Raw genomic sequence first — 19,482 nt, 5'->3', positions numbered from 1 at the left:
ATCATACCTGATACTTGGATTGCAAAAAATTGATTGCCATGGAAAATATCCGCGTGAATTCTTTTTTATGGTTTTCATCATTTACTCGTGACAGTATACCTTTCAAGGTTCTTTGCACCAAATCAAAGTTAGGTACATCGAGAAATGCTTTTTGGATATGTGGCCAAGCCAAGCGCACTAAATTTACAAAATCTGGAGACCCTTTTTTTAACTCAATAATAGCTCTATCCAATGTTAACTTTACCCATTGGTAATTACGCGTATTCTTTAATAAAATATCTAAACTCGGTTCTTGGAACTGAGTTTTGGAAATGATGCCAGCAAAAATGTTTGGCCAATCCACTGGCTCGCCTTTTTGCTCTTTCATCAATTGTGTTCGGAAGGCTACAACTGTTTTCTCCAATTCCCCTTGGCTACGAAGCCAATTTTGGTAACCAACTTGGTCGTTTTTTTGTTGGAAGGAGCCAATCATTTGGCTAAGTTCTAGATAAGATTTTACAGTAAAAGTCTTTACCAGATCCAACATGGGGTCTTGGATTTCTGGAATCGGCAAATCTCCTTCGGTTTCTGTATCTTCAAAGGAGAGCTCCATGTCTGGTATGGTTTCAGTCGTTTGGTTTGTCTCTTCCTCAAATTCTAAGTCTTCGATTTCGTATTCTTCTTCGGAGGATTTTTGTTTGGGTTTAGGCGTGTCTTCAATTTGGGACTCGCCACCAGGTGGACCGATTTGGATATTTAGCTTTTCGCCCGTTAGCTGGTCTCCGAAAGATTCTACAATTTCCTGGAGTATAGATTTTTCAGGGGCATTGACTACTGATACTTTTTTAACAACTTGCGGAGGAGCATTCGCAGATGCTAAAGCCTCTGTTAAACTCGGTGGATTTGATTTCTCAGTTGGAGCCAGACCAGAAACAGAGAGAGCCGCCTTCGCAGATTCAGCCATGAGTCCTTGCGGTTCGATCATCTCACCTGTCTTTGTATTTTCTAATACTATGAGAATCCCCTTGTCCGCAAAACGGAGATCAGCTGGTAAAGTTACCTGCAATCCTTCAACAATTTCTTCAAGAATAGAATTGTACTGAACACCTTGTTCTTGTTTTTCCAATTCTTGTTGTTTGAGCTTGTCTTTTACTCTACCTAGGACTTCGATGAAATTTGTGTTTAAGTAATTTTGGATTTCATTTTGAGGCACACCTAACATGGATGCGAAATTGGGTAGATGTTCAAAAAAATGGTCTGTCTTTTTGACATTGGCAGTCATGTATGCTTTGGTAGATTTTACAAGCGCATCTGCCTTATTTGCTTCTACATTCTTAGCCTTTAATAGTCTTTTGAAGATATCTATGTGCGCATGGAAATAACAAAGAAATTCACCGTACGAGGTAAATTCATATTCACCCTGTCCCACTTTTTCTAATACTTTCTTTGCATTCTCAGGCATAGGAAACGTTCCTTCCAGAGCATAGGGATTTTTTCTAAGGTCAAGAGTTTTATCGAAAGATTGACGAAATCCACCCCAAACTGAGAGTAGATGTATGAGTCTTTCGTTCCGCTTCGTCGTCTTAGTTGCTACACTCTTTTTGTTTATCGGTTGTCAAAAACGAGAAGATCGCTCTTTAGAAAGAAACCTTCTGACTTATATTGCAGGCTGCACTGGGGGAAGTCTAGCATCTTGCCAATCCAATTGTGCAAGTACCTACCCGACTGTGACTGGAGAGAACTTCAACAACCTCTCCAATTGCAATTCCAACTGTAGCAATTATTGCAGTTTAACTGGTTTTTACATCTACTACGTAAATCGGTAGGCACTATCCCGAGAGCAACAAAAACGAAGCTGCTGCCAAGCCGGCAGTTTCGGTACGTAATATCCCTCCAGGCAAAGCCCTCTCAGGGATCTTTTCCCCTCTCCACAATGCTTCTTCCTCTTTCGACCAGCCACCTTCTGGGCCAACAACAGGGATCATACCTCCTTTCCAATCGGAAAGCTTTACAAATTCTTCCGCCTGAGGGTGTAAGACCAAAAGCGAGTCCCTTTTGGCTTGGACCAAATCTTTCCAGGAAAGAAGGCTGAATTGCAAAAGGTGGTGTTGGTTTGATTGCGATGCTGCTTCCCGTACCAAACGTTCGGCGCGTTCCTGATTGAACTCCTTTCGGATCGACCTTTCCAGAAGTAAAAAGTAAATATGAGTCAGACCAAGTTCTGTGCCCTTTTCTATTAGGAAATCCAGCCGTTGCCCTTTGGGCAGAGCAATGGCTATCTCTCGTTTTGGAGGCAGTGCATGTTCTGTTTGCCCTAATAGGCGTACTGCGAGAGTCTCATGTTGGATTTCATACTGAAAGGACCTACCCAAACCATTTCTGAATTCAATCTGGTCACCAGGTGACAACCGTCTGGCTTTCACATGGCTAGCCTCTTCACGAGTGAGAGAAAGTTTTGATTCGGGATTGAATGGATTTCGAAAAAAGACGAGGCGGCCTGACACTCATCGACCTAAATTATCAACGGCAAAGAGAGAGGCATCTGGGTTTACTGTTTTGTCGACTTCCTGTACTTCCCAGACCGTAATGCTACCTGAATTCAAATCTAACATTTCCCAACGTGCAACTTTATCAACATCCTCAACCTTTCCAACTTCTTTGATCTTCACTGATCCATATTTAAGGTTCAGCGTTTTGAAAAGAATTCCATCTTTATCATGAAAGTCTATCCTTTGAGGTTTGAGGTCTTTTTTGCTTACTAAAAGGACTAACTTTTTATAGAAATAGGGAAGGATGGGTTTCAATGCCACACGGTAAAATGTCTCTCCAGCAATTTCTAAGTCGGAGTTCATGAGAGGGTTGTAATTGGCCTGGTAGGAATATCCAGAAAGGTCCACATAGAAAAAACCAGTCCCCATTAGAGATTCATACTTTTCATCATCTGTTTTGCGAAATAGCTTTGCAGAGAGAACATTAAAAAAGTAAACGTTTTCACCTTCTTCCTTGGAAAGTAATTTGGCTTCTAGTCCCCTTCCCTTTCTGTCAAAGAGATAGAGAGCATCTTCCCCGTTGAAAAATCGATTCATCTTCCAAGTTTCCGACTGACCATTTCTTCGGATCAAAGTATAGGTACCTTTGACAAGACCTTTGCCAAAGTCCAATTCTTTATCTAGCCTCGCCAGTAACTCTTGCGCGGATAGAGTGTTTTCTTGTGAACGAAGAGGTTCTCCAGAAAAAAAGAGAGGGAGTAGAAATAGCAGTGGGAGGATTTTTCGCATAAGCCTTGTTACTCGACTCTCATGGATGGTTTTGTGTAAGAGTAGAGACCGTGTACAGAACCTTGCGCTTGGGCCGATTCTGTTCGTCGTTCGAAACGTAGTTTGCCTTGGCGAAGGGCTGAATGCAATTCTGGAATGGTGCGGTATCCCATGTCCTGGAAGGATTGGCGAAGGCCTTGGATGAGGTAAGGGATCAAATTTAGAACACTTCCTTTATCCACAACATAACCAGAGACACCTTGTGCCACTTTGATCTTTTGGGATTCTGAGAAATAGCGTTTGTCTCCTCCTTTATTCATTGCTTCCAAACTTGCCATACCACGGTATTTTTTTAGACGAATTCCATTCTCATAAAAATACTCACCGGGGGCTTCTTTTGTACCCGCAAACATAGAGCCCATCATACACATGGAAGCCCCAATGGCCAAAGCATTTGCGATGTCCCCAATGTTTGAGATACCACCATCCGCAATGACCGGAACATTGTGTTTGGCCGCGTATTGAGCTGTTTTGAAAACTGCCGTTGCTTGGGCTCTCCCCACTGCCATAGTATCTTGCGTGATGCAAATTGAACCTGGACCCATTCCAATGCGAAGGCCATCAGCCCCCGCCGCAATCAGATTGGCTGCCTGTCCTTGGGTGACGACATTGCCTGCTATGATATCAATCGTAGGGTAATTTTTTTTGATGAATTGAATCATCTCAATTTGATATGAGGAATTGCCTTGGGCAGAATCAATTGTGATTACATCAACACCTACTGCAGATAAGGCGGCAACTCGGTCGCGAGACTCAGGCAGTGTGGAAATCGCAGCACCAACTCTTAATTTTTTGCTGTCGTCTTTGGACGCATATGGAAATTCTTTATTCTTTTTTAGGTCGCTACGGCAAATCAATGCAACCAATCTACCTTGAGTGTCCACAATTGGTAGTTTTCCTTTTTTGCTCGTTCTTAATATATCATTCGCTTCTTTTAAACTAATTCCCTGAGAGGCAGTGATGAGATCCTTTGTCATCACCTTTCCCAATTTTGTGCTTCGGTTTGGTTCAAAGTCCACATCTCGGTTGGTGACCATACCCACTAATTTTCCGGATTGGGTTCCATCTTCTGTAATGGGAATACCGCTAAAGCCGTGTTTTTCTTTGATGGCATCTAAATCTGCAATCGTATGTTCAGGTGAGAGAAGAATAGGGTCTTTTATGAATCCATTTTCGTAACGCTTTACTTTTTTAACCAGTTCCACTTGCTCATCCAAACTGTTGTTATAATGGATGATTCCAATTCCTCCCATCAATGCTTGGGCAATCGCCATATCGGTTTCCGTAACCGTATCCATAGGGGAGCTCATGAGAGGTCGTTTTAGGGAAATATTTTTGCTGAGTTTGGTTTCTAGTTCGACATCGCTCGGATTGAAATCGATATAGCCTGGTAAAACCAAAAAGTCTCGGTATGTGAGGCCCATATTTACTGAAAATAGTTCCTCGCCACTCACTCCGTCAAAGAGTTCGATCCCGAATGGGCTGTGATTTGACATAATTTCCCTTCCTTTTTCTACTTTAAGCAAGAAAAGTATGCGTGCAAGAGAATTTCCTCTCTTCCTCTGTCGATAATGTAGTGAAACGCCTGGTGTAAAAAGCATGGAAACAATAGAACGCTCCAAAAGATCTCTGGATGTATTCTCTGATAAGGAGAAAAAACTCCATGTTCTGACGAAATTTCTACTGAACCAAGAATTGAATATAAAAGACTCAGTACCTGCTGGGGATGTTTGTACCTTAAAAAAAGTCTCCGGAGATGGAAGTAAAGTCCAAGTCTCCACGCGCCCCACTACCACTCTGAACCCGGGCCAAAAGCTCATTCTTTACAAAATTTTGGGAAGGTACCTTCACTTAGAATGCACAGTTGAATCTGAGAAAGGTGACTCTCAGTATGTCCTTCTCGTTGATAAAATCGCAATCGCCAAAAAAGACCGCGATGCACAAAGGATTTACCTACAACCAGGTCAGGCTTGGATTACCAACATCGTTTCTTCAAAAGCAAAAATTGAGACAGATATGTTCCATGTACCCACTGCCGTGAAGGTCAATTTCCAAGACTATGAAAATAAATTGCGAAATAAATGTGACTTTATCAAAATCAATACCTTCACCAATGATGATGATGAAAAAATTCGAACGATAAAAAAGACAAAGAAATTACTTCTCATCTCCGACGCACAAAATCCAGCGTCCTACAACTCAGCACCAAACGAAGATTTCATCCTTTTTTCAGAGGAAGTAGATTCTGAGATCAGCAAAGAAATCAATCAATTCCGAAACCAAAAGATCATCTCTGAAATGATCATTCCTGTCCTTTATCTAAATGATGATGATGAATCCATTCCGATTGGTTATATCCAAATGCAAAGTAAGACAGAACATTTTGATCTATTGAAAGCCATAGAGACAAAAACGATTGCCTTTGAAATGGTAGATAGAATTCGAAACTCAAATTTAATCAAGTCTGATGGAAAGTACCCAGTCCTGGATATCTCAGAAGGTGGTTTGAAAGTGAAAATTGACCACCCAGATCTGATCCTTAGCATTCCAAAATTGAATGGATTTCAATTTGATATTTTCTTCAAGATGCAGGCTCCTCTCACAGCCTATGCAAATATCAAATCCATAACAAAAGATGAGGAAGGTCATTTGACTGTGGGGCTAGCCCTGGCAGGTCACTCATCCCGCATCGGAGAGAAGAAACGATTTTTAGAAAACGTAGAAGCGATGAGGAAACTTTCCTCAAAATCTTAAACCTCTCCGTAGCCTAACACTTCCAAAGACCAGCGTTTTTCCCATACTGTTTCTTTGAAACAGATCCCTTCAGGGTCAATGTTTGTTTTTAGATACTGCCACTGCTCGGTTCCCAATTGCCGGTCAGTGAGCCAAAGGGAAGGAAGATTGATACCGATTTGGCTCAAGTCTTTTGGCATTGAGTGAAAGTCTGCTTCTAAAAATAGTCTCACATCACTATGGTCCAACATTGCATTGATCCAAGGTTTTTGCATACGTAATCCTGGTTTTGCAATGCAGAGCAATCGCCTCTGGAGGTTTTCACCGCGGTGTGCCAAGGCTCTAGTCAAAAAATTGGGGCTCATTCCATCTAATACTTGTTTTATTCTTTGAAAGTAATGGGAAGCTAACTCGACTTCGGTATAGAGGATCACATCTAAGGTGCAATACGGATCCAATTCTATCCTTGTGCTTAGGAATTGCAGGATGGTCTCTATATGTCGTTCCCAATGTTTTGTGGCAAACCATACTGCCTGGTGCCTCTCACCTGGTCTTCTTGCTAGGACCATAGCTTCTGAAGGTTTCATTTCATCTAAGGGAACGTAAGTAGGTTCTTTTGTTTCTTCACTTAAACATAAGTATGGCCTCGGGTATTCATCTACCCTACGGTCCAATATTTCTTCCGCTCTTTCCATAGTAAGGATGATATCTTCTTCGGAAAAGGTATGGGTTTTCACAACACGGTAAGGAGGATACGGAATGAAGGTAATCCCTTCTTTTTGTGCATCTCGCCGCATGGCAGTTCCCGGTAGTACAGAAAGTGGAAACACTTGCACCCACTCCTCTAGACCATGAGAGACAAAAAAATGCAATCCCCTCTCGACATCCTCAGGTTTGTCTCCAGGAAGTCCCACTATCAAATCTAACAACAGCTCAATGCCTTCACCAACTAACATCTTTGCCACTTCGGCAACTTTATTGGGATCGCCATATCGCTTCACTCGTTTCAATGTCTCAGGATTGATCGACTGCATCCCCAATTCGATCCGATTGAAACCTGCCTTGGCTAATTTTTTGGCAAGTTTCGGACTCACACCCTCTGATCGAAGCTCAGCAAAAAAATTCATTTGTCCATCGGAATTAACTTCCGCAATCGAATCTAAAAATGCTTCAAATCCAGGCCTATGGTTGAAGGTTGGGTCAAGAAAGACTAACTCCCTCGCACCTTTGTCTTTTAAACCTATGATCAATTTCTTTGTTTCATCTATGTCAAGAGTTCGCAAATTTTGAGATGATTTCGGATAGAAACAATACGTACACTGTGATTTGCATCCTCTAACAGTTTCCAAATAGGTAGATCGATTGCCTTCTACTGCTAAGTGACCGGTCAGGTAAGGAGATGGGAACTGTGCCAGTGGAAAGTCAGCAGCCCTACTAGTAAGAAAAGGACTTAAACCTCCATCTAATGTCCGATAGGCTACGTCTGATAAAGAGGAAAATTCTCTTTTCCCCAATAAAGCTTCCATTACATAACCAAAATGATGCTCCGATTCCCCTCTTACGGCCAAATCAAAGGAAGTATGAGAAAGAACAAAAGGATTGTCTTCGTTTACTTCAGGTCCACCAATCAGAATCTTTAGGTCCGCATTCCTTTTTTTTAACTCCTTTGCTAAATGGAGGCTTCTCTCAGTATTCCAAAGGTAAAGCGAAAGACCTAAAAAGTCAGGGTCCTTAGAGAGAATGTAATCCACAAGCTCCTGGTCTCCCATCCGGTCAGTGAACTCAGGCAAGATCGTTTCAGCTTGGATTTCTTTTGATAGTCCGCTGACTTCCAAAGAGGAAGCAAGGCTTGCCGCAGCCAATGGTACGTTTCCCGTTGCCGCATAATACGATGGAGGTGGAACAGGTAATTGCAATAATTGGAGATTGGCCACGGTGATCTCCATACCATGAAAAGAAAATTTTCTAGGATGGCAAAAACTTTCCCTCACGAGATAGAATGATATCTATGAAGAGGATCAAATTTTCTCCAAAATCTCTAGAAAATGTCCGTAACATCACATTTTCTGATATATCATGGTAAATTGGCGATATAGCCCAGGCATCCTTACTCGTGCGCGATTTATGTATGTGTTCAAAAAAATAGGGCCGCCAGGACCAGTTTTTACCCAAATAAGAATAATCGGCAATAAGCCCTTTTTTGTGGTCATGAATGTAATTGGGTGAGACCTGAAAACCAAAAGGATTGGTGATGTACATACGGAAGAAATCGGAGTCCTTTGATATCGCTTCCTGGTTTGATAAATCACACTCCCAAACACCATCGATACAGGTAAACCCCAAGGATACTTGGGATAATTTTTCTTTCCATTTCATTTCCCATTGGATTTGGGTTTCCATTTCTTCGTTCTTTCGTTTATGAAAGTATTCCAATGCATGGCTCATCTCTTGTCGATATTGAAACCGTTTGGAAAACTCTCTCTCTGGTTTTGAAAAATGATATCCTTGGATGTACCTAGCACCATAATTTAAAGAATTGTAAAGTTCATCTTTTGTTTCAATCCCTTCAAATAAAAGACTACTACCGAGTGATTCACCTAACTTTGATAAGTTGAGTAATATTTCTTTAAAATTCCTTGAGAAGGTAGATCGGCGTAACATTTGTAAATCGACTTTAATAATCTCAGGATGGAATAGTCCAATCCTATCCAAATTCGAGGCCTCAGATCCAGCATCGTCAACTGCTATGCGAAATCCTTCCTTTCGATATAAGTTTAAAATCGGTTTTAGGATTTCTAGATTATGCTCAAACCTTTCTTCTGTGATTTCAATGACAATCCGACTCGGATCTATTCCTAACTCTCGCACCTTTTGTATGGTGAAGGGAAGTTTTGTGGGAAAACTATGCAATAAATCATACATCAAATGAGGGGAGATATTAATAAACAAACAGGTCTCAGGCGGTGCTTCTTCTTTAAATTTGAGTAAAGCCTGGTACCGAATCTCTCGATCTATTTTCTTTTTGATGCGAAAGAGCTCACTTGTCCTCACAAAGTCTTGTTTACTTCCTCTGGATTCATCCACTGCGAGGAAAAAGGAGCCCAGGCTTTCAAGGCCTCGGTTAGTTTCGATTCTACCCAAGACCTCATAGCCAAAAATGGCCGTGGACTCTGAGGATAGGATGGGCTGAAATACAGGCACTAAAGTCCCCGTCCCCAACCACCTTTCCCATTCCGCCACCTGGCTTGGCCTTTGTTCTTCTAAAATCATAATCTACTATACGTTATGCAAAAAGAGTACCAGTACGCAATTTGACTGCTTTTTGAGCGAAACAAAGCTTAAGCCCAAGATAGAGTCAGATAAAATATCGAACTCTAGGCATGTTGCTTACATTTTCTACAAGATGTGTGGATTCGGAGGAGGAAGGAAGAGAGTAAGGAGCGGTTCCACTCCTTACCCTACTCATGACTTGATCTACTTGATGTCGCTTTGTCTTTGCTTTAAAGATTCATCCAATTTTGGTTTTTTTGAAGGCTTTGGTTCTTCCACTGGAGGAGGAGTTTGTTTCACTTCATTGGACGCGCAATTAACAAGCGTAAAAGCAAAAATAGATACGATAAAAATCAAAACTAATTTTTTCATTTTAGGCTCCTAAGGTATACGTTTTTGCTGTGCATAAAAATGTCCAGAAAAAAAGCTACATAATCACGTTGGAAGGCTAAAGAGAGAGTGTCTGGTAACTTTTTTGTATTCGAAGGAATTGATGGCTCAGGAAAGACCACCCTTTCCAAACAAATCACAGATCGTTTGAAAGACTTGCATGGGCTAAAGGTACATTGGCATAGGGAGCCAACAGACGGCACATTTGGGAAACAAATTAGACAATTTTTAGCAGGAAAGATCCAATTGAAAGTACAAGAACAAATGGATCTTTTTATAAAAGACAGAGAGGAATCAGTCCGATCCGTGATTCTGCCCATATTAGAAAGAAATGAAATCTTAATACAAGATAGGTACTATTATTCAACTGCTGCCTACCAAGCATCGGAAGCTTTATCAGCAAACGAAATCATCCAAATCAATGAGAAACATGGTTTTCCAAAACCAAAATTGGTCATCTTTCTTGACCTTAGCCCAGAAGATGCTAAGGAAAGGAGAAAGAGCCGAGGCCATGAAAGTGAGTATTTTGATGAAGACCGAAAGCAAAATATGATCTACAAAAATTATATGGATGTTCTCCCAGCTAACACCATCTTTATTGATGGCAGCTTAAGTTTGGAGGAGCTTACTCAAATTGTTGAAACAACAATATTGGAATCAATTAGGGCTTGATTGCTGAGATTGCCATCATATCACCTTGGTTTGTCCACTTAACCAATCGATCCAGTATTGCTTTTTTGGTTTTAAACCATAGACCTGCTCCCTTTTTAGTAGTCATACCACTTCCATAGCTTATGTATTTCTTCAGCTCAAATCCTATCTCTTGGATTTGATTGCTTAGCCCTCGCATTGAATAGTAATAGAGATGTTCTGGCACATTCAAATACCGCCAATCGATACCTTTGGATTTTGCCAATATACCATAGCGACAGGTAGATACGATCAGGAGGCCCCCTGGATTGAGGTGCTTATGTATTTTTTGCAAGGTTTCTTTTGGTTTATGGAGGTGCTCAATCGTTGCCCAAAGTGTTATGAGGTCATATTTTTGTTGGTAGCTTGGGTCCCAGTCCAAAAAATCTTCCTGGTGAATGTGTAGCCCTAATGTTTCCCTAGCAAATCTTACGGGGCCTTCAGCAACTTCGATCCCTTCGGCAGTATAGCTTTTTTGTTTCATAAAATCCACAAAGTAACCTGCCGCACATCCAATGTCTAGAGAACGCAATTCTTTGTTTTGTTTGCGATACTCTGTTTCCCAAGAGAAAAAACCAAGGTCTTGTAAATTGAGTCGAAAGACCCTTGAGATTTCTTTTCTTAGTTCATCCGAATAATAATTATCATAGCCGCGGTCTGTCCTTTGGGTGAAATAACTGTCGTTATAGTATTTTAAGACTTCTTGTGGGCTTGGCTGTGGGTTTACTTGTACGAGACCGCAAGAGTGACATCGGACTACCGAAAAAATTTCGCCGAGAGGGCTTTCTTTTTGTAGGATGAATGCAAAGGATAGCTGTTGGCAATTGTTGCACGGAATTATTCCCATACATAAAGTATCGACAAGGTAGAAAAATTAGGTAGGAAGAAATATTCGACGAAAAAGTAAGATAAGAAAACTCGTTGTCCCCATAAAAAGTATGATCAATGAGGATGTCGGAAAGTAAACCTCCGTACCATTCACCTGAATTCCCGTTAAACTTAATGAAAACCCAATCAGGGTAGATAAGAATGAAAAGCCTGCCGATAGCAATGCCAAAACTTTTAAAGACCGAGAGAATGCGTAAAAAGTAAACATAGGGATCAAAAGGTGTGCGATAGAATAAAAGGAGCCTAGTAGGTTTACGGTTACAGTGATTGCAAGTGTTAGAATGAAATAAAAGAAAATATCATATGACAAAGGATTTCCAACTTGGATTTGATAATGATCTCGATCAAAACTGATAAAGAGAAATCGCCTAAAAAATGAAAGATAAAGAAAAAATGCCAAACAAACAGTTAAAAAATTCCAAGAAGATAACTTTACTTGCGAGGTAAGGATGTCACCAAAAAAAGAGGCTAGAAGGTGATTTTGAACATTTCCACCTAAGGAAAGGAGGATTTGAGAAAATGAAGAAAACAATACAAACAAAATTCCTAAAACAACATCCTCTTTTAAACTTGTTAGGTTTTTTGCCCAAATGATGGGAAGAATTAGGATGCATGAAAAAACCATCGGTGCAAAATCCGACTGCCAATCGAGAAAGAGAGAAAGTGCAACCGAAAAACTTACAGCTTGGGAAAGCGTAAGACCAAAGAAAGTCAAGTTTCTTAAGACGAGTAGAATCCCAAGTATACTTAAAAATACACCTAACACACATCCAATGATGATTTGGGGATAAAATAAACTTATAATATGAAAGATTTCATTCATGGTGATGACAATTTGGGGGTAGTTCACCTTGACTGACGTGATACAACTTTCCCTCATCGATTTCTAATATTTCATCAAATGGCGAATTCCAATCGTTTTCTTTGTTATGTGTTATAACAAAAATTGCTCTTTTATTCTGAATTCGATCTTCTGCAAGTATTTTTTGGAATAATTCTCTTGAGGAATGATCCAATGAATCCATCGGTTCATCTAGAAAAAGAAGATGAGCAGAGGTGAAAAGACTACGCAAGATTAAGACCTTTTGCAACTGTCCCCCACTGCATTCCGCAATATGTTTTTTTAATATCGGGGCTACTTGAGTCTGTTCTAACAAATCTATCTCAGAAGGCATAAATTTTCGCTTTGGGAAAAAACTGAGACCAAGGTTTCTTCCCATAAGCAAAACATCCTCTACAGAAATGGGATAATCGATTCGCATTTTTTTTGACTGAGGAACATAGGAGATAGCCAAACTCTCTCTTTTCACAATCCTCCCATCAAGAGGAGGTATAAGGCCTGTCAATGTCTTAAAAATGGTAGACTTACCAACTCCATTTCCACCAAGCAGAGCATAGGTGGCTCCAGCTTCAATTTTCAACATTACTTCAGATACAATTGGAAAACCAGGTCGATATCCTACAGTGAGATTTTCAGCAAAAAGAAGGTTAATTCCAGCGCTCATTTCAAATTATCTTTTGCTTCCCTGATCATCTTTAGGGTAATCTTCAGCACCTCTTCATAAGAATTTGCCTCCGATGTTCCCCCAACGGACACAGGTACTACTAATACAACACTTCCTGGAACTTTCGATGAAACGTATTCTGCATACTTTGGATTATGGTATGGACCTAAGAGAATAATTTTTATATTTTCTGTATTCATATACGATATGACTTGGTCCATATAACGAACTGATGGTGGTACGCCTGGTCTCTCTTCTACAGTAAGATTCGCTAGAAATTTGAATCTCGACGCTAGATATATAAACTGGTCATGAAAAACAGCAACCTTCAATCCAAAGTATGGTTCCATCTTCTTTAGTTCTTCTTTTGTGAGTAAAAAAAGCCTCTTCTTTAAATCACTAAAGTTTGCTTCATAAAAATCGGCATTAACAGGATCAACTCTCGTAAGCGCACTTTTAATATTTAAGGCCATTTGTATCGCATTCATTGGATCGCTCCAATAATGAGGATTGCCATAAATATGCATATCCCCCATTGATCGATCTAAAGTCACCGCAGGCTCCCCTAAGATTTTTACACCAAATGATGTGTCACAATATCCTGGCTGACCTTTTTGTATTTTAATATTTCTCGATTGCTGCTGTAGATATGGTACCCAACCAACTTCTAAATCTAGGCCAACAACACATAATATATCGGCTTCGTTTAATTTCACTAGAAAATCCGGACGTGTCATTACAAAGTGTGGGTCGTCCGTACCCCGAATCATCCCGTAGACTTCGGCTTTATCGCCTGCCACCTGCTCGGCGAGGTATTTTATATCTGTCGTTGTTGCAACCAATTTAACCTTGGCTTCTAAAGCAAAGGAGAAGAATGGAAGCGCAAAGAAAAAAATTGCCAAAAAACGACTGAACATATCTACTCCTTTCTAATAACTGTGTGCAGGATGCGATCCTAAAATTGCGACTGTCTGAAAATAAACTCGGTATTCTCGCACTTCTTGGAAGTCGTCCTTTGAAAAATCTTGGATATACCGTCTTTCCAAAGAGCCTCGGATCTTACCAAATTCAGAACTATGAAAAGTCATTTGCAGTGATTGTGCCTCTATGGCATTTTTGGCGGGATCACCATCTTTTGTAGTCAAACTTTTGTCCGTAACATAATCATATCGCGCACCTACAGACCAGAGTTGGTGAAACTTATATTCCCCAAATACATAATACCCCCACTTGTGTTGTGTTGGAGGTTTTGTCGTCACAAAGGTAGTAGGATCGGTAGCCTCTGGGAACTTTTCTTCTTGGTACCAAACTTCGCTTTGGATCAGGATTTCTTTCAAATTGGATTGGTTCCAACGGAGTACGGAATCAAAGCCATACAGAAATCGTTCGTTTCTTCGATTGCGTGTGGGCTCAAATCTAAGTCCCGTAAATCCAAATTGTGTCCCCCAATTGTTTCCGAAATAATAAAAATGTTTTAAATGAAAATAAGCCATCGGGTTATTTTTCGGTTCACCTTCTGTATGTGCATGTCCCCACTTTTTTCCATTTGTAGCACCTATCACAAGTTCTTGGGTAATTTTTTTCCATGGGAAAAGCATACTGAATTCTGTTCCAGTATCCATTGCAGACTCCCAACCGATAAATTTTTCGTGAACAATGGGTGCCATTGTAAAATTTCGATCATGGCTGTGGATTTTATTTAATCGTCCAATATCCAAGAACATTTGGCCAACTTTTAAGGATGTGTTGAAAGGTAAAAAAGGGAATTGAACCCATGCCTCATGTACTTCATAAAAGTATTTTCCATCCTCTCCATGAGCCGCTGCCAGAAAGTAACCACGTAGCCATTGGTCCACAGCTCCTGAAAACCCAAATTCTGCCGTTCTTACATCTAACTTGTTGTTGATCCGTTCTGAATTTCCTCTGGGCTTATTTCTATCCCAGGCTCCTACAATATCGATAGCTACCGCAACATCCATCATCAAATTCTGTGCTGATCGATTGATTTGGTTTTGTGATTGCACTGGCGAGGTTGTACCTCGTGTTCCTTCAGATTTTTTTTCCTTTGCTTCTTGCTCAGCAAATTCTTTTTCTAAATCTGCCTCCCAATCCGACTCTTCTTTCTTTTTTTTATCCGAACTAAGGTTACTCAATTGAGAAACTGTTTGCTCATTCTCATTTGGTCTAGTTTGAGCATAAGCAACAAGCGAAAGAAAGACAAGTGCCAGAATGACACTTGCCCATTTAAATGCATTGGATTTTTTCTTCAAAATTTTACCAGAAAACGTAGACTAACGAATGTTTCCTGCTGTTCCAATATTTGCATTGTATATATTGATAGAACGAACGGTCGCTTTATTAATTCTCAATGCAATTCGGTCACCAGAAAAATCAAATCCTGTAACTGACTCTTCATCAAATTCATAAGTACCACGGTTTACAGAGGCACATGGACCATTCCAACCGAACATATGCGCGCCATTTTCATTGTGAATCTCAAGGCAGAGAGTTTTTTCTGTTCCTTGAGAACTTGCCCAAAGACCAGGCTTCGCTAGAGCAGAAGTTCCGTTTAATAATTTCTTTTTCAATTCAGTTGTAGTAATTTGAAATGTTGCACCACTTAAGCTAGTGTTAGATGGCATAATTACATCAATGGTGGAATCAGATGCATTCATCACATATGTAATCTGAATCGTTGCTTTTTTTTCTGTCGCAGAACCTGAGAGCCTAGACGCATCTGTTATGATGGTAGAATTGTTCCCTGAACCAACCAAGCCACCGATGAGCTGAACTTCGTTAGCGGTAAAACCAGCTAATTTTAAAGCTGCACTTGCAGGCCCACTGCACTGAGTGAAATCAAATCTAGTACCGTTGGTCGGCGCGGCAGATACGGCAGAGGTTGGGCAAACCGCGTTATTAGAAAGAGCTAAAAGAATAGCTTGAAGTTCCTCGTTATTGTCTTCGTCTTTCCCTTGGAACTCTGCGCAGTTAACGATGAGTCCTAATAGGACAAACAGCATTGGAATGTATTTTTTCATAGTTTCATTCTCCTATTGCCAAGTTATTGCAACACAGTTGCAAATGCAACTTCGTTTTACTTAGAACTAGGAGAATTTTTGCTTAGAAATTGTCGTTTCCTTTTTCCCGCCTAGGATCTGGAATCCATACTAGGAGAGCGTGCCTTACCAAATGGCTTTGGTAAGGCAAAGAAATTCTCTAGACTCCGACGAGTGTTCTTTTCTTTCCTTGGATTTTGGTAAGGTTGGAAGCAAGGATCGCGAAGCTATCCAATAGATAGGCTTCTGTGAGGGCTCTACGTGCCTCTCGGCGTTCTACCTTGACACGTCCAATGCTACGCTCCAAGAGCAAACTGACATGAAAACGGGCTGTCGACTCCACCACTTCGAAGGCTAGCTCATCTCTAAGTTTGCTAGTTTCGATCTCGGTGAATTCGCTTACAACTGATTCCAATTTTTTCCAAAGTTCTTTCAGATCTGAAGAAGCGCTAAAGCCGTTCATCTCTTCATTTACGTAGGCACGGAAGGCGCCGGTTTCAGACATTCCAGAAACAATTCCGCCAATGCAGGCAACTGTTTGGAGTTGTGTAGTTCCTTCATAGATGTTCGTAATGCGAACATCCCGATAGATCCTTGCTACATCATAATCCTCTGTATACCCAGAGCCACCATGGATTTGCAATGCATCGTAGGCTACGGTGTTGGCAAGCTCAGTAATGTAGTATTTTGATAGTGGAGTGAAAAGTGACGCGAGTTTTTCCCATTTTTTGAAATCTTCATCTTTTCGGATTTCTTTTTCGGAGATGCCTTTCATCTTTCCTCTCTCCTCTTTCCATCGATACAAATCTACGGATCGACTTGCTTCATAGAGAATGCAACGCATACCTGCCACTTCCCTTTCCATGCGGTCCAACATCTTTTTCACTGCTGGGATCTCTGCAATAGGTTTGCCAAATTGGATTCTTTCTTCCGCATATTTTTTTCCTTCAAAATAAGCAGCAGAGGCAATCCCCATGGCTTGCGCAGCGATATTCAACCTGGCTTGGTTCATCATCGCCATAGAGTATTTTACGAGTCCTTTGCCTTCTTCTCCGATGAGAATACCAGGAGAATTTTCAAAGACGACCTCACAGGTGGGCGAACAATGGAGTCCCATCTTTTTTTCAATAGAGGCAACATGAACATCTTTCGAATGGACAATAAAGAAAGAAAGTCCTCTAGCTCCGCTGGTTGTGCTACCTGTTCTTGCAAGTGTTAAAATAATGGAAGGCATGGAATCAAAGCCACAAGCATGGGTAATGAATCGCTTTGTACCTGTTATACGCCAAACTCCATTTGCATCTTTGATTGCTTTTGTTTGCAAGTTCGGAAGGTCAGAACCATAATTTGGCTCAGTCAAAGCCATAGCACCACAAAGTTCACCAGCAGCCATTTTAGGAACGTATTCATGAATCATCTCTTCTGTGCCAAAACGTTCTACAGTTTCTGCAAGATTCATACAACCCAAGGTAATGGCTAAGGCACCATCAGCTCTGGATACAGCCTCAGATAACATCGATTGTACGACAGAAGGAAGTCCTAATCCACCGTAATGTCTGTGAATGCCATAAGGAAGAAGTCCTGCGGACTTGATTTTGTCTATGACTTGGATCATTTCTTTCGGGAATGTAACCTTTCCGTCGGAATACTTTAAACCCACCTCATCCATAACTTTTGCTACTTGCGAAATTTCTGTTCCTGAAATATCTCCGGCAGCTTCTAAGGTCTGGCGGTAGTATTCGATAGCGTCTTCATAATTGCCAGGTGCGTATGCGAGCTCTTCTTTACCGGTTTTTTGGTAAGCAGTAAAGTCCTCAAAGTTGTCTTCATAGGCATCGACGATCTCTTTCCAATTCGTGATGGAATCAAAGTGATCTTTTAAGTCCTGATTATCGCTGAAATAATTGTTTGAAATCATTTTTGTCTCCGAGATCGATTCATTTTACTCAATGGAAACCGAACGCCCAGATATCTCCAGCAAAAAAAAAAGGAAAAATAGTTCGTTATCTAATCTTTTCTGAGTACTCCGAAATCTGCTGGATCTGGTCCTGCAAAGTCTTTGTGTTGGTTGCCACGACTTGGACAGCATCTTCAATGCTTTGGGCAGCCCGCATCACCTCTTGGTTGCCAAGGCTTTGTTCTTTTGCGATGGTCTCTAACTGCGAAGATAGTTGCTTCAATTCTTTTTGAGAACTTACCACCCTTGTGTTCAGGTCTTGCATCTCAACAACCTTCTCTTTAAAAGAACGTACTTTCTCTTCGATCGTTTGCAGTTCCTTTTGTTGGTTGTTTGCCATCTCTTGCGCACTCATGGCATTTTTGTTTCCAAGTTCTAGGTCTGACCTTGATTTTAAAATTGTTTTGGAAATGATGCTTGCGTTGTTTGCAGAATTTTCAGCCAATTTTGCAACTTCTTGAGCAACAACAGCAAACCCTCGGCCATGTTCCCCTGCCCTGGCCGCCTCAATCGATGCATTTAATGCGAGTAAGTTTGTTTGATCTGCAATCTCTTTCATGATTTGGTTTACATCTTCCACTTTTTGGAAACTACCACGGACTTCATTCAATGCATTGTTAAGAGAGATCATGGATTGTGTCACATCATTTGAAAATTTAGAAGATTGGTTAATTTGATTTGTGATGATGTCCACTTGGTTTCTAACTTCAACCACGATTGCTTCTAAGGTGTTACTCTCCTCATTTAACTTTTCTATCTTTAAGTATTGGTCTCGGACAAACTCAGCGGAGTTTTCTGTAGTTTGTGAAATCTCTGTTAAAGATGCACTAATCTCTTCAATCGAGGCGGCTTGGGTCTGTATCTGAGAGGTCAACTCCTCTGCAAACTTACCCAAAGACAAAACAGAAGAGTTTAGTTTTTCTGCTACCGAAAGCATGTTATTTCTTTGATCTTCAACAACTTTCGAATGTTTATCGGACTTTTCTTTTTCAATGAAGGCTTCATCCTTTATGGCAACGAGTAATTTAACCACCCGACTCATCACATAACTGATCATCATCAAGAATATCATCTTCACTACTTCCGTCGTGAGAGAAACAGTATAAGGCATGGTATGTGTGCCCGGAATATCCAAAAATTTAATTCCCAACCTTGCAGCCAAAAGGAGCTGGGAAATATTGATGATGGTGATGAGGATACCGACGTATAAAGTTTGTCGGTTGGAGAACAAAAAACCAGAGTAAGCAATAACAAAAATCCCTATCGTATAGTTGATCCCTGTTTTAAGATTTGTAGCGACCAAATCGATATCAAAAATTGACTGACCCAGAATACTTGTCCCCGTCAACAAGACATCAAAAATTATGAAGAGAAATGCATGAGGATTCTTTCTCTTATAGATCAAATAGCCTTCCACAAGAGCAGCCAAACCATAAAAGAAAGTTGTACTCGACATAAGAACCGTCTCATACATTTTCATGGTACTTAACGAGGAAGTGATTCCTAAGACATAAATAACAAACAGGATGGAGCGAATTGTATTGATTGTCTTCGCTGCGTTCAATTGGTACTGATCCATGCAAACAGGCTTCTATAGATTCAGGAAAAATACAAGCGAAAGCAGAAACTTATTTCCATTCTTGTGAAAAATAAATGCAACAATGTTGCAAAAATATTTGACAGATTCTGACTCTCTT

At 40.6% G+C, this 19,482-nt stretch carries 17 protein-coding genes; 2 read left to right on the top strand and 15 right to left on the bottom strand.

Features of this window, described 5'->3' with window-relative positions; all coding sequences use genetic code 11:
- Position 1 precedes the first annotated feature (1 nt).
- The 4 genes from DI060_RS01005 to guaB all read right to left on the bottom strand — a co-directional run bounded on the left by DI060_RS01005 (position 2) and on the right by guaB (position 4,792).
- The gene (locus DI060_RS01005) at positions 2 to 1,441 is read right to left on the bottom strand and encodes a hypothetical protein (protein WP_108972789.1); all 1,440 of its coding nucleotides are present in this window, start codon (positions 1,439 to 1,441) and stop codon (positions 2 to 4) included.
- A 367-nt stretch (positions 1,442 to 1,808) separates the two neighbouring features.
- Positions 1,809 to 2,483: an RsmE family RNA methyltransferase gene (locus DI060_RS00995; protein ID WP_108972784.1), complete on the bottom strand. Its 675-nt coding sequence runs from the start codon at positions 2,481 to 2,483 to the stop codon at positions 1,809 to 1,811.
- Positions 2,484 to 3,257, bottom strand: coding sequence for an outer membrane lipoprotein-sorting protein (locus DI060_RS00990; RefSeq protein WP_108972782.1), 774 nt, complete (start codon positions 3,255 to 3,257; stop codon positions 2,484 to 2,486).
- Between the two features lie 8 nt (positions 3,258 to 3,265).
- Entirely contained in the window at positions 3,266 to 4,792 is a 1,527-nt protein-coding gene (gene guaB, locus DI060_RS00985) for an IMP dehydrogenase (RefSeq protein ID WP_209451967.1), read from the bottom strand.
- A gap of 103 nt (positions 4,793 to 4,895) precedes the next feature.
- Between guaB and DI060_RS00980 the strand changes: the two genes are divergently transcribed.
- Complete coding sequence (locus DI060_RS00980) at positions 4,896 to 6,050, top strand: DUF1577 domain-containing protein (RefSeq protein ID WP_108972780.1); 1,155 nt, start codon at positions 4,896 to 4,898, stop codon at positions 6,048 to 6,050.
- Here DI060_RS00980 and DI060_RS00975 read toward each other — a convergent pair.
- The 3 genes from DI060_RS00975 to DI060_RS18875 form a co-directional block, all read right to left on the bottom strand.
- Positions 6,047 to 7,963 (bottom strand): B12-binding domain-containing radical SAM protein, encoded by a 1,917-nt coding sequence (locus DI060_RS00975; protein WP_108973952.1) that lies wholly within the window; start codon positions 7,961 to 7,963, stop codon positions 6,047 to 6,049. The two genes, DI060_RS00980 and DI060_RS00975, sit on opposite strands and share 4 nt — an antisense overlap.
- Positions 7,964 to 7,994: 31 nt before the next feature.
- Entirely contained in the window at positions 7,995 to 9,299 is a 1,305-nt protein-coding gene (locus DI060_RS00970; RefSeq protein ID WP_108972778.1) for an EAL domain-containing protein, read from the bottom strand.
- 204 nt (positions 9,300 to 9,503) lie between these two features.
- Complete coding sequence (locus DI060_RS18875; protein ID WP_167836871.1) at positions 9,504 to 9,671, bottom strand: hypothetical protein; 168 nt, start codon at positions 9,669 to 9,671, stop codon at positions 9,504 to 9,506.
- An 87-nt stretch (positions 9,672 to 9,758) separates the two neighbouring features.
- On the opposite strand from DI060_RS18875, the gene tmk reads away from it, so the two are divergent.
- Positions 9,759 to 10,361, top strand: coding sequence for a dTMP kinase (gene tmk / locus DI060_RS00965; RefSeq protein WP_108972776.1), 603 nt, complete (start codon positions 9,759 to 9,761; stop codon positions 10,359 to 10,361).
- On the opposite strand, the gene DI060_RS00960 is transcribed toward tmk, so the two are convergent.
- From DI060_RS00960 to DI060_RS00925, 8 genes are all read right to left on the bottom strand, one after another.
- The gene (locus tag DI060_RS00960; RefSeq protein WP_108972773.1) at positions 10,351 to 11,226 is read right to left on the bottom strand and encodes a class I SAM-dependent methyltransferase; all 876 of its coding nucleotides are present in this window, start codon (positions 11,224 to 11,226) and stop codon (positions 10,351 to 10,353) included. The genes tmk and DI060_RS00960 overlap by 11 nt on opposite strands.
- 27 nt (positions 11,227 to 11,253) lie before the next feature.
- Entirely contained in the window at positions 11,254 to 12,117 is an 864-nt protein-coding gene (locus DI060_RS00955; RefSeq protein WP_369689607.1) for a metal ABC transporter permease, read from the bottom strand.
- On the bottom strand, positions 12,083 to 12,772 hold the full coding sequence (locus tag DI060_RS00950) for a metal ABC transporter ATP-binding protein (RefSeq protein WP_108972769.1): 690 nt from the start codon (positions 12,770 to 12,772) through the stop codon (positions 12,083 to 12,085). Before DI060_RS00950 ends, DI060_RS00955 begins: the two co-directional genes overlap by 35 nt.
- The gene (locus DI060_RS00945; protein WP_108972767.1) at positions 12,769 to 13,689 is read right to left on the bottom strand and encodes a metal ABC transporter substrate-binding protein; all 921 of its coding nucleotides are present in this window, start codon (positions 13,687 to 13,689) and stop codon (positions 12,769 to 12,771) included. Before DI060_RS00945 ends, DI060_RS00950 begins: the two co-directional genes overlap by 4 nt.
- Before the next feature lie 12 nt (positions 13,690 to 13,701).
- Positions 13,702 to 15,042, bottom strand: a complete 1,341-nt coding sequence (locus DI060_RS00940; protein ID WP_244594240.1) for a TonB-dependent receptor — start codon at positions 15,040 to 15,042, stop codon at positions 13,702 to 13,704.
- A gap of 21 nt (positions 15,043 to 15,063) precedes the next feature.
- Entirely contained in the window at positions 15,064 to 15,810 is a 747-nt protein-coding gene (locus DI060_RS00935) for a hypothetical protein (protein WP_108972763.1), read from the bottom strand.
- Positions 15,811 to 15,988: 178 nt separating this feature from the next.
- Positions 15,989 to 17,746 (bottom strand): acyl-CoA dehydrogenase family protein, encoded by a 1,758-nt coding sequence (locus DI060_RS00930; RefSeq protein WP_108972761.1) that lies wholly within the window; start codon positions 17,744 to 17,746, stop codon positions 15,989 to 15,991.
- Between the two features lie 85 nt (positions 17,747 to 17,831).
- Positions 17,832 to 19,364, bottom strand: a complete 1,533-nt coding sequence (locus DI060_RS00925) for a methyl-accepting chemotaxis protein (RefSeq protein ID WP_108972759.1) — start codon at positions 19,362 to 19,364, stop codon at positions 17,832 to 17,834.
- Between the last annotated feature and the right edge of the window lie 118 nt (positions 19,365 to 19,482).

The organism is Leptospira ryugenii (genome assembly GCF_003114855.1).
In the GTDB taxonomy this organism is placed as follows: domain Bacteria; phylum Spirochaetota; class Leptospiria; order Leptospirales; family Leptospiraceae; genus Leptospira_A; species Leptospira_A ryugenii.
This window is presented reverse-complemented; position numbering and strand designations above follow the sequence as displayed.

What these genes read in the sequence shown, in the direction of transcription:
- DI060_RS01005 (WP_108972789.1), bottom strand. Translation starts at nt 1,441, where the DNA reads ATGCCTGAGAATGCAAAGAAAGTATTAGAAAAAGTGGGACAGGGTGAA.
- DI060_RS00990 (WP_108972782.1), bottom strand. Translation starts at nt 3,257, where the DNA reads ATGCGAAAAATCCTCCCACTGCTATTTCTACTCCCTCTCTTTTTTTCT.
- guaB (WP_209451967.1), bottom strand. Translation starts at nt 4,792, where the DNA reads ATGTCAAATCACAGCCCATTCGGGATCGAACTCTTTGACGGAGTGAGT.
- DI060_RS00980 (WP_108972780.1), top strand. Translation starts at nt 4,896, where the DNA reads ATGGAAACAATAGAACGCTCCAAAAGATCTCTGGATGTATTCTCTGAT.
- DI060_RS00970 (WP_108972778.1), bottom strand. Translation starts at nt 9,299, where the DNA reads ATGATTTTAGAAGAACAAAGGCCAAGCCAGGTGGCGGAATGGGAAAGG.
- DI060_RS18875 (WP_167836871.1), bottom strand. Translation starts at nt 9,671, where the DNA reads ATGAAAAAATTAGTTTTGATTTTTATCGTATCTATTTTTGCTTTTACG.
- DI060_RS00960 (WP_108972773.1), bottom strand. Translation starts at nt 11,226, where the DNA reads ATGGGAATAATTCCGTGCAACAATTGCCAACAGCTATCCTTTGCATTC.
- DI060_RS00950 (WP_108972769.1), bottom strand. Translation starts at nt 12,772, where the DNA reads ATGAGCGCTGGAATTAACCTTCTTTTTGCTGAAAATCTCACTGTAGGA.
- DI060_RS00945 (WP_108972767.1), bottom strand. Translation starts at nt 13,689, where the DNA reads ATGTTCAGTCGTTTTTTGGCAATTTTTTTCTTTGCGCTTCCATTCTTC.
- DI060_RS00935 (WP_108972763.1), bottom strand. Translation starts at nt 15,810, where the DNA reads ATGAAAAAATACATTCCAATGCTGTTTGTCCTATTAGGACTCATCGTT.
- DI060_RS00930 (WP_108972761.1), bottom strand. Translation starts at nt 17,746, where the DNA reads ATGATTTCAAACAATTATTTCAGCGATAATCAGGACTTAAAAGATCAC.
- DI060_RS00925 (WP_108972759.1), bottom strand. Translation starts at nt 19,364, where the DNA reads ATGGATCAGTACCAATTGAACGCAGCGAAGACAATCAATACAATTCGC.